12 protein-coding genes and 1 pseudogene are annotated in these 14,734 nt (G+C 49.8%); 3 read left to right on the top strand and 10 right to left on the bottom strand.

The features are described 5' to 3' along the window. On the bottom strand, nt 1-2,403 hold a 2,403-nt coding region (locus AQR02_RS07785), incomplete at its 3' end, for a glycosyl hydrolase 115 family protein (protein WP_245237205.1). Nucleotides 2,404-2,685: 282 nt separating this feature from the next. Between AQR02_RS07785 and AQR02_RS07780 the strand changes: the two genes are divergently transcribed. Further along, complete coding sequence (locus AQR02_RS07780) at nt 2,686-4,422, top strand: SGNH/GDSL hydrolase family protein (protein ID WP_054940090.1); 1,737 nt, start codon at nt 2,686-2,688, stop codon at nt 4,420-4,422. A gap of 301 nt (nt 4,423-4,723) precedes the next feature. On the opposite strand, the gene AQR02_RS07770 is transcribed toward AQR02_RS07780, so the two are convergent. After that, nucleotides 4,724-5,311 carry a TetR/AcrR family transcriptional regulator gene (locus AQR02_RS07770; protein ID WP_054940088.1) on the bottom strand — a complete coding sequence of 196 codons (588 nt, stop codon included), beginning with the start codon at nt 5,309-5,311 and terminating at the stop codon, nt 4,724-4,726. A 120-nt stretch (nt 5,312-5,431) separates the two neighbouring features. Here AQR02_RS07770 and AQR02_RS07765 point away from each other — a divergent pair, with 120 nt between their 5' ends. After that, complete coding sequence (locus AQR02_RS07765) at nt 5,432-5,989, top strand: hypothetical protein (protein ID WP_054940087.1); 558 nt, start codon at nt 5,432-5,434, stop codon at nt 5,987-5,989. A gap of 491 nt (nt 5,990-6,480) precedes the next feature. Beyond that, nucleotides 6,481-6,765, top strand: a complete 285-nt coding sequence (locus tag AQR02_RS07755; RefSeq protein WP_054940085.1) for a sugar phosphate isomerase/epimerase family protein — start codon at nt 6,481-6,483, stop codon at nt 6,763-6,765. 198 nt (nt 6,766-6,963) lie between these two features. Here AQR02_RS07755 and mnhG read toward each other — a convergent pair whose 3' ends face one another. From mnhG to AQR02_RS07715, 8 genes and pseudogenes are all read right to left on the bottom strand, one after another. Further along, complete coding sequence (gene mnhG / locus AQR02_RS07750; protein ID WP_054940084.1) at nt 6,964-7,326, bottom strand: monovalent cation/H(+) antiporter subunit G; 363 nt, start codon at nt 7,324-7,326, stop codon at nt 6,964-6,966. After that, nucleotides 7,316-7,610: pseudogene (locus AQR02_RS07745) on the bottom strand (Na(+)/H(+) antiporter subunit F1). Before AQR02_RS07745 ends, mnhG begins: the two are co-directional and overlap by 11 nt. Further along, complete coding sequence (locus tag AQR02_RS07740; protein WP_054940083.1) at nt 7,610-8,086, bottom strand: Na+/H+ antiporter subunit E; 477 nt, start codon at nt 8,084-8,086, stop codon at nt 7,610-7,612. Before AQR02_RS07740 ends, AQR02_RS07745 begins: the two are co-directional and overlap by 1 nt. Before the next feature lie 5 nt (nt 8,087-8,091). Beyond that, nucleotides 8,092-9,570 carry a Na+/H+ antiporter subunit D gene (locus tag AQR02_RS07735; RefSeq protein ID WP_054940082.1) on the bottom strand — a complete coding sequence of 493 codons (1,479 nt, stop codon included), beginning with the start codon at nt 9,568-9,570 and terminating at the stop codon, nt 8,092-8,094. Next, entirely contained in the window at nt 9,567-9,899 is a 333-nt protein-coding gene (locus AQR02_RS07730) for a Na(+)/H(+) antiporter subunit C (protein WP_054940081.1), read from the bottom strand. The genes AQR02_RS07735 and AQR02_RS07730 overlap by 4 nt, the downstream gene beginning before the upstream one ends. Next, a complete protein-coding gene (locus AQR02_RS07725; RefSeq protein WP_054940080.1) occupies nt 9,887-12,751 on the bottom strand; it encodes a Na+/H+ antiporter subunit A in 2,865 nt (954 codons plus the stop codon). Before AQR02_RS07725 ends, AQR02_RS07730 begins: the two co-directional genes overlap by 13 nt. Nucleotides 12,752-12,792: 41 nt before the next feature. Then, on the bottom strand, nt 12,793-13,425 hold the full coding sequence (locus AQR02_RS07720; protein ID WP_054940079.1) for a universal stress protein: 633 nt from the start codon (nt 13,423-13,425) through the stop codon (nt 12,793-12,795). Between the two features lie 203 nt (nt 13,426-13,628). Further along, nucleotides 13,629-14,734 (bottom strand): LCP family protein (locus tag AQR02_RS07715; RefSeq protein ID WP_342447446.1); only part of this gene is annotated, 1,106 nt, incomplete at its 5' end.

The raw sequence follows: 14,734 nt of genomic DNA, 5'->3' as shown, positions 1-14,734 counted from the left end.
GGTTCGCCCGTAGTTTTCGATGATCTTCCATTCTACCCCTGACTTCGATACGCGGCATGACGCATGCTCCGCTTCAATAGAGATTACGTTATGCGTTTCAATAAAGGTCAGCGGCGGCACATCCCGGACGTCAATCCATTCTACTGCCGCATTCACCTTGACCGTTCCTCCTGCACCGGTAATGATAATCTCACCGCTCACAGACTCCTCTATTTGTTCCCAATCCACAGAGACAGCCAAAGTCTCACCTTCCTTAACCCAGCCGGTGGGCTTATCCAGCCTGACCCACCCCGCGCTGCTGGCCGCTTCATAGGCAAATCCCGTATCTCCGCCGTTGCTGACCGTAATCCGGTAGCTCTCTTTGCGCAGGTTCGTAAATACCGGCAGGTTCGCTGTACCTGAAGTGTATCCTTGCTCCGTTCCCTCCACATCGACAATCATCCGTGAACCTTTAGCCGGCACAGTTGTCTTGGCTTCGGGGTAACTCCAGCCTTCCGCGTCCCAATTGACATAACCTACATGTGCGGAGCTCATCATCCCCCGCCATTTTCCTTCGGAGATTCCGTTATTATAGACCTGTTCCAGCTGCTTATCCCGCTCAATTGCTTCGCTGACCCGTTCGGAATAGGTATTGGCCAGGACACTGCCCCGCTCAGCGAACAACTGGCTAAGTCCAGCGTAAATCTGCATTTTAACCACGTTGGCCGAGGCAGCCGCCGGGAAATAAACGAGCTGATAATACGCGTCCTTGTGGCTTTCCGGAATGAGCTTCTCATATTTACCGGCAGCTTCTTCAAGCCTAATCGCCTGCTGCAGGACTCTCCGGGCCTCATTATAATGGACAAGGCTGAAGGTGAATGGCCTAATAATTTCCGGTTTACGCCGTCCATTCATTCTTGTGTAATCCGAGAGTACCTGCGCAATCCCGGAGATTGCTTCCGGATCTGCGATATGCCAGAACTGCTGCCGGGTCCAGCGCAAGGTATATTCGGCTGTCCGGTTGATTGCACCTGTGCCCCATGCCTCAAAGTCATAGGCCAAATCCAAAAAGTAAGAGATCGGCAGCTCCATCGGCTTCAAATCCCCGACATTGACGATCCATACGTCACGGATGCCGTAATCAAAGGCCATACACATCTGCTCCCAGGTCTTTTCAAGCGGGCTCGTATTCAGCCATTCATAGGAATGCGGGCCTCCGTGATAGTCAAAATGGTAATACATCCCCCACCCGGCGCTGCGCTGCTGCTCTTTACCAGCCGGAATTTTGCGCAGATTGCCGAAGTTATCGTCAGCCAGCAGAATCGTCACATCGTTCAGGACATCCCATTCCTTGAGGCCCTCTACCTCGTTAGTACCGTACCAATATTTCTCCACTTCCTTATATACTGCGAGAATTTGCGGTGCATGTTCGAGATTATATTTCTTCAAAAGCGCTTTCTGTGTGCGGATGATATCCTTCAGCAGCTCTATATTTTCCCGGTCAGAGCCCTCCAGTGCAGAATCGCTCTCCCCCCGCATCCCTAGTGTGATCAGGTTGGAGTAATCTTTATTGCGCTTGATTCCGTCCTCCCAAAAAGCAGTAATAGCCTGCCTGTTCCGGGCAAAATCCCACAGATTACTTGTCCCGTACTGCTCGTATACCTTCTGCCATTCACTGCCTGCCCGGAACAGCGGCTCATGATGAGATGTGCCCATAACAATGCCGTATTCTTCCGCATGCCTGGCGTTCGCCAGCGGGTGGCTCTTGCCGTTCAGGCTGAATTCGGCGCTCCACATGGCCGGCCACAGGTAGTTCCCCTTCAATCTGAGGATCAGCTCGAATACCTTGTCGTAGAAATCTTCATTGAAGTCACCAAAAGCCCTGGTAACCCAAGAGCCCAGAGACGGCCAATCGTCATTCAGGAAAATACCTCTGTATTTCACCGAAGGCTCTTTGGAGGTCCTGTTCAGGAGATGATCGGGAATTTCCAGCAGCAGTTTCTTCTCCGGGAGCACATCCGCAAAGTACACCCACGGGCTGACACCAATCAGTTCGGAAATGGTATACATGCCGTAAATAGTGCCCCGTTTATCGCTTCCTGCAATAACCAGCGCCTGATCCACCCCGTCAGCCGCCTGTTCGACCAGCCGAATGATGTAACACTCCCTTTTATTCCGGATTGATGTTACGTCCAGCTTACCCGCTTCAATCAATGTATCGATAAGGTCATTACCGCCGACTGCTCCTGCAATAACCGCAGTGCTGCCAAGCTGCTCTTTCCGGGTGATGATTTCAGGTGTGGCCCCGGTCACCAAATTTATATCTTCAGCAAAAGACCCGGCCACCCTTCTCAGTCCGTCATACTCCTTCGCCGTTGGATCCAGGTATATTTTTGCGGCTTCCCCTTGCTTCACAAGTATCATTCGAAATTTCCCTCCGTACCTTTTTTCAAAGACTAGACTCAGGCACATTATATAAGTAAAGCGGTTTCAGCGACCATGTGTAAACTAGATACTTTTTGTAATTAGCAGAGATGAATTGTGGGCTGAGGGCTAAAATGAGCGATTAGGCATTCCAGACTTGCGGTGTTTCTGTTACAGTGGAGACATTGTCAGGTGCAGGCGCAGGTTAAATAAAAGAGTATTCACTACAGATGATCGGAAAGCGCCTTCAAAAAATAACAATTAATGAGGATGATTTGGACGATGGAAGACAATTACAACACTATAACAGGTGATACAGCCGCTGGTCCCAAAGCCCCTAAGAATCCCGCCCCGCGGAGAAACGGGTTCTACGTGCTATTCGAAACAGACGTGGAAGCAACGGTGCGGGCCGAAGGCAAACCCTCTCAGGAGATTTATCTGGAAGGCAGCTATCTGACGGACAAGGCCAGGTATATTGGCGGGGTAACGGATGAGCATATGCTTGAGCTGCTGAGAAGCTGGAGCGGTTTCCGCAAGCTGGTGCACAGCATCGGTGTGGCTGTAAAAGTGAAGAACAAGCAGTCGGAGGTCTCCTTTCTGCTCCAGAATTGGGGTAAGACGAATAAGTATGTAACCGGCAGCAGTCTGCGGATTCCCTGCCCCGGCGATGGAACGGAGGTCATTCTAAGACTGGAGGACTTCGTATGGTCTGCAGATGATGAAGCTCCAGGCAAGTTTGCTTTTGAATTCAATCATCCGGGCGAGCTGGCTACAGCGAGCATAATCTTTTATCTGAATGACGGCTATTCTGTGCCAGAGCTGACGGTGGAAGCACCGGTTCATTTCGGCTCGGACGAATACCGTGAGATGATCGCGAAGTCCCTAATGCATTCAGGGAACAATCGAAGATTGAAGTCTGCTATAGACAAAGCGTTGCGGGGCGAGGAGGTTACGATTGCCTATATCGGAGGTTCGATTACGCAGGGCGCGGGAGCCAAGCCGATACATACGGAGTGTTATGCCTATCAATCCTATTTGGGTTTTAAGGAGCAGTTCGGTAAGGATGGTGGAGAGAATATCCATTTTGTAAAAGCCGGAGTAGGCGGCACACCGTCCGAACTTGGCGTTATCCGTTATGACCGGGATATTCTCCGGGAGGGCTCCGTGGTACCGGACATCGTAATCGTGGAATTTGCCGTGAACGACGAAGGCGATGAAACGAAGGGGAATTGTTACGAAAGCCTATGCCTGAAAATCTTGTCTGCTGACAACCGGCCGGCTGTCATTCTGCTGTTCAGTGTGTTTGTGAATGACTGGAACCTGCAGGAACGGCTCTCCCCAGTCGGACTGCGCTATAATCTTCCGATGGTCAGTGTAAAGGACGCCGTATCAGAGCAATTCAAGCTGACCAAGGCGGAGGGGAACATCATCTCGAAACGGCAATTTTTCTATGATATCTATCATCCTACGAATGACGGCCACCGGGTTATGGCGGATTGTCTGACTTATCTGTTCTCCGAATCCAGTAAGGCTGAAACGGATAGCAGTGATATTAGTCTGGATCAGCCGCCAGTGATCGGGAATGATTACACGGGCATTCGACTGCTGGACCGGATCACCCCAATGGATGCTGCGAATATTGACATAGGCGGTTTCACGGAGCTGGATACCGAGCTGCAGATGGTAGAAATGGATGCCAACCCTTACGGTACAGCGGAATTTCCGCATAACTGGATGCATTCAGCCTCGTCAGGTCCTGCGGGCTTCAAGCTGACGATCACAAGCAGAATCCTGATCCTGATCTTCAAGGATTCCGGCAGCTCCGAATTCGGCAAGGCAAATATTTACGTGGACGGCGATCTGGTGATCACCGCAGACCCGCACGAGAACAGCTGGACACACTGCAATCCGGTCATCCTTTATCAGAATGAAAGCAGCCGGGAGCATACGATCGAAATCTCAATGTCCCCTGGGGATGAGGACAAATGTTTTACAATACTGGGCTTTGGCTATTGTTGACGTGCTGAAGTCTTGTAACCAGGCCCTCCTGTTTCCTAGCAAAAAGGTGTCCTGCCGGCCGTGTTAAGGCCGGAGAACACCTTCTTCCGGAAATCAAAGGGATTTATCCCTTTGATTTCACCCTTCGGCCCCGGTTCAGCACAATCAAAGGGATTTTTCCCTTTGATTTCACCCTTTGGCCCCGAATCAGCACAATCAAAGGGATTTTTCCCTTTGATTTCACCCTTTGGCCCCGAATCAGCACAATCAAAGGGATTTATCCCTTTGATTTCTCCCTTCGGCTCCGGATCCCCCTTCCGCTCTATTCCCTGCAAATGGAATCCATATGGCTGTTCAGCACGCGGATGATCCGCTGCTTGTCTATCCGCACAGGCTCAAGCATGGCATGCAGGGCCAGACCGTCGACCAGGGCATACAGCCGCTCCGCTTCGTTGTCCTTATCCAGCCCCTGTCTCAATAAGCCCATCTCGTCCAGATGGTCAACGAGATTGCATATACCTGGGTAGACCCCGTCGTTCACCCCGCTATGATCCCCCTCCGTATTCCTAACATGAAAGATAAACGCGAACCACACCTCCATTTCAGCCATGGTGTTCTCGTCTAAAGGAATCATCTCCATCAGTGCCCTGGTGACCAGTTCTTTAGGCGGCAGGCCGAGACGGATAACAGCTTCGATCCTGGCGTTTGCCCGTTCCTTCACAAGATTCATGGCAAAGGCAAGCAGCTCCTGCTGCGTAGTGAAATAATGGCGTAAGGCTCCCAGAGACACGCCTGCTTCCTGCGCAATGTTACGTACAGTGGCTCCTTTCATCCCCTGATTCATAATGACGCGCCAGGTAGCCTCTGCAATATGCGATTTCCGCTCCGAATGATCGACTATTTTTGGCATAGCCGTATTGTATCATAGGAGAAACACTGCGTGCAATTTTATAATACAGTTGTATTATTTAAATCCGACTGCTATAATTTTACTTATCTAACACACATTATTTGAATGCAGAGGTGGATTATGAATCTGGTAGCGTGGGCAATTGTCACCTGTGAAATTCTGTTCTGGGTGGTCATTATCGCCGGACTTACGGCTCGTTACATCTTCAAACGCAAGAAGCTGGGGCTCTTTTTCCTTGCAATGACTCCGGTGCTGGACCTCATTCTGCTGGTGATTGCAGGCATGGATCTGGCAAAGGGCGCCTCCGCCACCACAGCGCATGCGCTCGCAGCCATCTATATTTCAGTGTCCATTGTCTTTGGCAAAAGCATGATCAGCTGGGCCGACGAACGCTTCCGGTATTACGTCACTAAGCAGGGGCCGCTGCCGCTAAAGCGCTATGGGATGGAACATGCCGTTCATTATTTCAAAAGCTGGCTGAAGCATGTGCTCGCTTATCTCCTTGGAGCCGGAATTCTGTATGGACTCATCACCTGGATTAACGATCCTGCCCGGACGGAGGCGCTGCTAAACATCATCACGATATGGTCAATAGTGGTCGCCATTGATCTGCTCATCGCAGGTTCCTATTTTCTCTGGCCGCGACAAGCAAAGAACCCGGTCACCCGGGATTTATAGTACAAGTGATTTATAGTACAAGTGATTTGTAGTAATAACGCTTAATAGCGTTACTATTAGTCATGATATATCTCACCAAAGGGTTCTATAAGAAGCAACCAAAGATGAAATTATCTGTTTTTTACGATCATATCCGGGAGGCTGCCGAACAGAATGACCTAAGTATGAAAAAAATAGGTACCCTGGTAAAAAGCTACGGGATCGATGCAGTAGAGATGGATGCCGCCTGCTACGCGGCTCAGGAAGAAATGATCAAAGAGCTGCTGGACAAAACAAGCCTTTAGGTAAGCTGCATGTACGGTTTCTTTGATTTCGGCCATGAAGATAGTGAGGAAGCGAAAGACCGGCAGATCCGTTCATTCCTCTCTACGGCTCATAGATCCGCGCTTCACGGGTGCTGGTGATCCCGGGCTTTTTGAACGAACAAGAAATGGATTCCGCTTCCATTGAATATGAGGCCCCGTTTGCAACTACCGCGCAGCTGCTGTCTTTTGTCCAGGAAATCGCGGATCTCTCACGGGAATTTTCTGTACAGCGGGGAAGACACCTTGAAAGCCTATACCGCATGCAAGCCGTATATTAGGTATGTCCATTGCAAGGACCGTACGTTTGAGGTGCATGCCGGAAAAACGCCTAAATTGACCGCAAACGGCCGCGCCATGTATGCAATCCCCGTAGGTAGCGGCTGTATCCCGATGAAGGACATCGTAACGGATTTGCTGAAAAGCTGCTATGACGACACTTTCGCCATCGAACACTTTGGTGCAGAGGATTAGCTGGCGTATATGAAGCAATCCACCCTATGGCTGCTTGGACTCCGAACTGAGGTTATGTAAAAAAGGTTCTAATGAACCTTCACCCGGAGGATGATTGGCTTGAATTCTGGCGGCAAGCCAATCCCTATACCCGGATTATTCCATGGAGCATGCCTTCCTGCAACCCCCCTCCACTTCAAATCCGTAATTCTGCGATACCTATTTTTCCCCTGGTATTCTTTGACTCTCTTCCACCAGAGACTTCAGATCATCCTGAATACTACCTCCCCATAAGGGAATTCCTGAGCGGTAGGCAGACCGGCCATTCAAATGGCCTGCCACCGGTGAAGTGATGAATACAAACACGATGGCGAGCAGCAGCTTGAAGCTGACCGTTCCATCCACAACCCAGAAGTACATAAATCCTCCGCCCAGCACACAAAGCACCCCAAGCGTTGCACTTTTGGTTGCAGCATGTGAACGAAGATATACATCAGGCAGCCGGACTAAGCCGAAGGCACTCAGCGCACAGAAAATGGCTCCTATCAACACCAGAATCGAACTAATCAGCTCACCTGTCATGGGTGTCCCCTCCTTCTTCGACCACAACGCCCCGTTCAATATATCTAGCCAGCGCTGTCGTTCCAATAAATGTTAGAATACCGATGACCAGAATAAATCTCCAGGAAATCCTGTGTGTTCAGCTGCATGGAGACAACTGCTATGATGGCCAGCACATGAATACCTATCGTATCGAGTGCGGCAACCCGGTCGGAGCGGGTCGGCCCTTTCAGGAGCCGGAACAGGCAGGCCAGCATCGCCAGAGCCAGAATCACCAATGATGCAGTTAACAGTGCTGAGATCATCAGCGGGTCACCTCCATAATTGCCTGTTCGAAAGTACCTTTTATCTGCTCTGCGAGCTCCTCTGCATCTGCAATATCTATAGCATGGATATACAGGGTCTTGCCATCACCCGAAACATCAAGCGTCAGCGTTCCCGGCGTCAGACAGATCAGGCAGGATAACAAGGTGACTTCCCAGGCTGAAGTTAATGCAGTTTCATAAGCAAAAATACCCGGACGTATAGCCAGTTTTGGACGAAGAATATGTCCGATCACTACAAAGTTTGAGATGGCCAGCTCACGGAAAAAGATCAGCAGGAGCTTCAGCATGGCCCATAAGCGTCTAAGATAAAATGGCCGGGTCCAGGATTTCCGCAGAATCAGCAAAATCGCAATGCCTAGCACATAGCCCACTATGAAGCTGGAACCCGAGCTATTGGTATTCAGCAGCATCCACAGAAAGGCTATTAACAGGTTAAACAGGATTTGTATGGCCATCTCCTCTACTCCTTCTTCATTACAGCTTCAATGTATTGCACGGGGGAGGCCAGAACTTCACCAGCCTGCGATACATAGGTAAATACGAACTCTGCTCCGATCCCCATGGCAATCACGAGGACTAGTAGTCCGCCAGCTACAGCCGAAGCCCATTTCAGGCTCACTTTAGGCTGATCATTCTCTGGTTCATTTCCCCAGAACGCCTGTCTGAACACCTTAATCAAGGAATACAGCACCAGGAAGCTTGATCCAAGTCCAATGAGCGACAAGGTCAGCATGCCTGTATCCAAAGCTCCGCGGATGATCAGTACCTTGCCGGCAAAACCACTCAGCGGCGGTATGCCCACCAGGGCAAGAGTCAGGATGAAGAACATCCAGCCGATGAACGGGTACTTTTTGATCATACCCCCCATGCTGTTCAGCCGGTCGGTTCCCGCAGCAGAGATAATAATTCCGCCCAGAATATACATAAGTCCCTTCGCCAGCATATCGTGCAGCAGATAGAAGACCGTTCCGTCAAGTGCATCCCTGGTCCCCGCAGCAAGCCCAAAGGCCACAAACCCTACGCTGATAATGACGTTGTAGTTCAGAATCCGCGGGATATCCTTGTAAGCCACTGCCCCCAAGCCGCCTAAAATCATCGTTACTGCCGCCATCCAGGCAATCCAGCTTTGGGTAAACCCCGGATCGTTTACAAACAGCAGTGTGAACGTGCGGATAATCGCATATAGCCCCACTTTAGTCAGCAGTGCGCCAAACAACGCTCTGACCGCTGCCGGAGGTGCACTGTACGATCCCGGCAGCCAGAAGAACAGGAACAGCCCAGCCTTCAAGGAAAATACAATTAAAAACAAAACAGCAATCACATTAAGCACACCGCCCTGCCCTGCTTCCGAAATACGCTGGGACAGATGAGCCATGTTAAGCGTTCCAACCGACGCGTAGAGATAAGCAACCGCTGCAACAAACAGTGTCGAGGATACGATGTTGATGAGCAGATATTTTGACGTTTCCCGCAGCTGGAGCCTGGTGCCTCCGATTGAAATCAGAGCATAAGAAGAAATCAGCATCACTTCAAAGAAAACAAACAAATTGAATATATCGCCGGTAAGGAAGGAGCCGTATACCCCGACCAGCAAAAATTGAAAGAACGTGTAGTAATAGAACCGCTCCCGCTTCTCTCCTATACTGTGAAAGGAATAGAGCAAAATCGCAAAGCTGACGACCGAAGCCATCGTTACCAGTAACACAGCAAACATATCCCCTACAAAGACAATGCCGTAGGGGGGAGCCCAGCCTCCCATCTGTAAGGTTTGGATGCCCTCAGCGTGAACACGTGCTACCAAAAGCACCGCAATCAGGATATTCAACATTCCGCTGACTGCACTAATACCGCGCTGGAGCCGTATCTTTTCTTTGAAGAAAATCAGAATAACAGCTGTACATAGAGGAATCAGAATCGGCAGCACCAGTAAATTGCTCATTCTTTGTCCTCCTTGATGCTGTCGATTTCATCGGTCCCCAGAGCCTGGTAAGAACGGTAAGCGAGTACGAAGTAGAAGGCAGTGACTCCAAAGCTGATCACGATAGAGGTAAGGATCAGCGCTTGCGGCAGCGGATCGACATAAGTGTCCGCTTTACCCAGTACAGGGGCTGAGCCTTTTTTGAGCCCGGCCATCGTCATAAGCAGCAAATGCACACCATGTGTCAGTAGGGAGGTTCCCAGTACAATGCGCAGCAGGCTTTTGGACAGGATCAGATAGACGCCTATAGTAAATAGAATTCCCACCGCAACAGCCATTACGAGTTCCATGGTTTATCCCCTCCAATCGATAAGATGATGTTCATCGTGACACCCACCACAGCCAAATACACACCCAGATCAAACAGCACAGCAGTCGCCAGCTCTACATCCCCAAGGACAGGCAGATGAAAATGGCCGAAGGCATGACTTAAAAAAGGGGCTCCAAAAATAAATGAACCTGACGCTGTTAAAATGGCGATCATCAGTCCTACTGCCGTAAGCAGCCTGTAATTCACAGGAAGAGCCTTACGGATCCAATCCATTCCGAAAGCGATCGCCATAAGAACAAGAGCGGCAGAGGCCATCAGCGCCCCGATAAAGCCTCCCCCCGGATGATGATGCCCGGCAAAAAACAGATACAGGGAGAAGATCAGAATAATAAGGACAATCCCCTTGGACATCGTCTGCAGGATCACATCATTGCTCCGCAAAGGCAAAGCTGAGAGGTCTTTCCCCTGGTTCGGCTGCGGCAGATCTGCTTCCATTCTTAAATGGATCAACCCGTAGATAGCCAGTGAGGCGATCCCAAGCACCATGATTTCAAACAAGGTATCAAATCCGCGGAAATCTACCAGGATGACGTTGACAACGTTCTTCCCTCCGGCCAGGCTGTAGCTTTCTTTTAAGAAATACTCGGAGATGGGTTCAAAGGGACTACTGCCCATAGCGGCCAGTGCGATGAATGTCATCGTAATGCCAACTCCTAGCGCTATAACCAAATTGGGCAGCTTAAAGCGCAGGGGCTCCTTCTGTTTCTTCAGCTTCGGCAAATACCGGAAACAGAGCAGGAACAGAATGACAGATACCGTCTCTATAATCATTTGTGTAAGTGCAAGATCGGGCGCCCGGAAAAGGACAAACAGCAGCGTCACCATGTAGCCGGCAGCGCCGGTGAACAGGATCGCGTTGACCCGCGATTTGGCAAAAGGAACGGCAAAGGCCGCCAGCAGCATGATGGCTACAACAACAGCTTCATAGAAGGACAATGGGGCATAGTGCTCCATCCCAAGGCTTATACCGGGTTCTCTCACCAGAACAGCAAGCAGCGCGATAATCAAAAAGCTGAAAATGTACAGCAAGTAATGACGGTTGGAGCCTGTCATATAGGCATCGGTCAAGCGTCTCGAACCCTTTTCCAGCAGCTGGAGCGATCCGTCATACATCCGGTTAAGTGGATTTCGCCCGCTTGCCTCACGGTCCAGTACCCGCAGCCGGCTGTAGCCTCTGTATAGAAGCAAGCCAGCAGCTACAACGCCAAGCGTCATGAATATTTCGGGAGTCCAGCCATGCCAGAAATGAATGGATACCCCGAAGGTTCCCTCTGGCGGCAGCAGCCCGGTGTGGATGGAAGCCATTGCCGGTTCAATCAGCGGAACGGAGACCAGATCAGGAAAGAAGGCAAAGACAACAGCAAGTGAAATGAGAATCACCGGAGACAGCAAAAGTCCCAGCGGCGCTTCATGCGGAGCCTTATCCAGCTTGGCTTCCTGAAGCTTGCCGCCGAAGGTCTTAAAGACGAGAATCATGCTGTATACAAAGGTAAATACACTGGCAAGCCAGGCAATCACCGGAAAGAACTGCATCCAGAACCCTGAGCTCAGGATATCAAACTCCCGGATATTCAATACGGAAGTAAAGAACATTTCTTTGCTAAGGAATCCGCTGAACGGAGGCAATCCAGCCATAGAGAACGCTCCGATCACTGCCACTGAAAAGGTGACCGGCATGAGCGACATCAATCCTCCAAGCTTACGGAGATCGCGGGTACCGGTCTCATGGTCAATAATACCCACAACCATAAACAGACTGCCTTTAAAAACGGCATGATTGATGAGATGAAAGAGGGCTGCCGAGGTAGCCATCGTATAGAAGACGGCTTCCTCTTTGCCGGCAAAAAAGGCTCCCGCCGAGCCGAGCCCCAGCAGAGACATGATCAAACCTAGCTGGCTGATGGTAGAATATGCAAGCAGAGCTTTGAGATCGGTTTGCCTGATGGCTTGGAACGACCCGTAGATCAGAGTAAACAACCCCGTCAGCGAGACCAGCCAAAACCACTCGGATTGCCCGGCAAACAGCGGAGTAAGCCGTGCCACCAGGTAGATCCCCGCTTTAACCATCGTAGCCGAATGAAGATAGGCACTGACCGGAGTCGGCGCTTCCATCGCATCGGGCAGCCAGATGTGGAACGGAAATTGGGCGGATTTCGTAAAGGCACCCAGCAGAATTAGCAGCATGGCCGGGATAAACATAGCGTTCGCCGTTAAAGTTCCCGCCTGTGCAACAATCTCGCGGATACTATAGGTACCGGTCATTACATAGAGCAGATTAAATCCGGCAAACATCGCCAGACCGCCGAATACCGTAATCAGCATGGATTTCATCGCACCATAACGGGATCTTTCCCGGCGGTGCCAAAAGGCGATGAGCAGGAATGAGGAAATGCTGGTGAGCTCCCAGAACCCGTACAGCACCATCAGATTATCTGACAGTACAACCCCCAGCATCGCTCCCATGAACATTAACAGGTAAATGTAAAACTGCCGGATCCCCTCCGTGTGCTTCTGAAGATAATAAATCGAATAGAGAACGACAAGCGCTCCGACGCCGGTTATCAACAGCACAAAGAGCAGGCTGAGCCCATCAAGCATCAATGTGATATCGATTCCAAGGGAGGGCATCCAGGTGAAGCTGTCCAGGATATTGTCACCCGCTAGGATCATTGGAATCCTTGTTAGGAAATAAAGGAACAGAGCCGCCGGCAGAGGCAGGATCATCCAGCCCATGTGAAAGCGCAGGTTTTGTCTAATCATCAGCATCAGCACAGCCAGCAAAAATGGAAGTAAGATAATGACATGCAGCATGGATCAGCACCCCCTTTTGTTAAATTTTGAATAATATCCCCTTAGCGCGGCTTAACCCATTCATTCTGCACAATTCTCAAGTATTGCGCCTCACCGTTTTCAACGATTTTAAACAGACCGGTATTGAAATCGGTGTCGAGCTCACGGAAAAACACACCCTTCACCGGTTCGCTTCCGGCAGCTTCTTCCATGAGGACGTAACGGCCGCCGTCTTTGACCAAAAAAGCAGTAAACCCCTGCTCATGCGTCTGCTCCAGCAGGTCGGGATACCGCTGAACGGCCACAATGTGCAGATCGGTGGGGCCAAGCCGTTCCATCAAATCATTGATGAAGCTGCCACGGGTAATCTCCTGCCAGAGAGTTTGACTTGATTGCCCAATCACAATCTGGGTGATATTCTTTTCCCTGGCGGTCTCCACAATGACCTCAACGGTTTTTTTTCCATTACATTTGCGGTTTAAAAATTGTCCGCCGGCTTCTTTCGTCTGATTCTCCCAGCCGGAAAGGTATTGCTGTTTCTCGCGGTTATACTCATTGTCACCGGCTGAATCCACAGTAAGTACAGTCAAAGGGGCATGCAGCAGTCTGGCCAGCTGGCTCCCTCTTTGGATCAACCGCTGCCCGTGAGGACCATAATGCACACATACCATGATGCTCTCATTGTTCATTTCCATCCCAAAGCCTCCGCATCAGTAAATTTTTCCCATTAAAAATACACAAAAGGAGCCCGCTGTTGGCAGGCTCCTCCTTTTCACTCCGTATACAATTAGATTCATTATATCGTCACCGAAGGAGAATGTAAAGCTTGCCGGGTGAATGCCTGGAGCGTGACTGGAATAATTATTCCCCTTATGAACCATTCAAATTCTCCCTTGGATCAATTATTCTGAAGGGCATCATCACTATCCTCTGATATCAGTTCACTTGCCGCCGTGTCCGGATCAAGCCATACTTCGATCAATTGATGGGTATCCCGCACATCTTCCTCATCCAGAATATAGTACCATTGGTCTGTGCGTTTATCGGTGCCTTGCAGCATATGGGTGGTGATTAGCGGAGTGCCGGTTTCAAAAATAACCTTCTTCGCCAAATCCAGCATAAAATCAGCTTTCATATTGGTTTTGAAATTGTCGCTGGCGAGCCCCATAATCTGATTTATATTAGCGATATTGCTTATATTTTTCATTCGTTCTAAGACCGCCTTAAGGAATATCCGCTGTCTCTCCGTACGTTTGAAGTCGGAATCCTCACGATATCGTACGTACATTAAGGCTTCTTTACCTGAATAGATCGGTTTGTTAGGCTCAACACGAAGCTTCTCATGGGCCGGATTCTTGTTCTCAATAAGTTTCGTAATCGGCAATTCCACTCCACCAAGCGCATCCACTACTTCCACCAGTCCGTTAAAATTAATAGTAGCGTAGTAGTCTATCGGTGCATCCAGCAATTCCTCTACTGTATCCACACTCATTTGAGCTCCTCCGTACGAATGTGCAGCACTTATTTTCGTATTGTTTCTTGCTCCCTTTACATTCTCTGCCCCAACAATTTTAGTATAGGAATCACGGGGAATTGAAACGAACAGAACTTTATTATCTTTGGGCCGGACCACAGTATAAATAATCGAATCGGACAGCCCGTTCTCATTGTGCCGCTGATCTGTGCCCAGCAGCAATAAAGAGAATGGCGGACTTTGGTCCAGATTTGTTGAAGCATCCGTAATCTCACCGTTGTTATCTTTGAGCGGAACGTAAGAATTTTTAAGGGTACCTTCCACTGTCGGGGCAACAACGTGGTCAAAACCGAACATTAATAATTCCTTATGAAACACAAAGGACGATATACCTGCAACGAGAATGAAAGCTAGGATAGACAGCCCTATCTTCTTTTTCCGGTTACTTTGTTTTTTCGGTTTCTTCTTACCCGTTCTCTGTAATGATGATGACTGTGCTACATTGTTTCTTTTCATTTTCTGAACGAACC

This window comes from Paenibacillus ihuae, from assembly GCF_001368795.1.
In the GTDB taxonomy this organism is placed as follows: Bacteria; Bacillota; Bacilli; order Paenibacillales; family Paenibacillaceae; genus Paenibacillus_AQ; species Paenibacillus_AQ ihuae.
The sequence above is the reverse complement of the archived record's forward strand: the minus strand, read 5'-3'. Positions and strand labels throughout refer to the sequence as shown.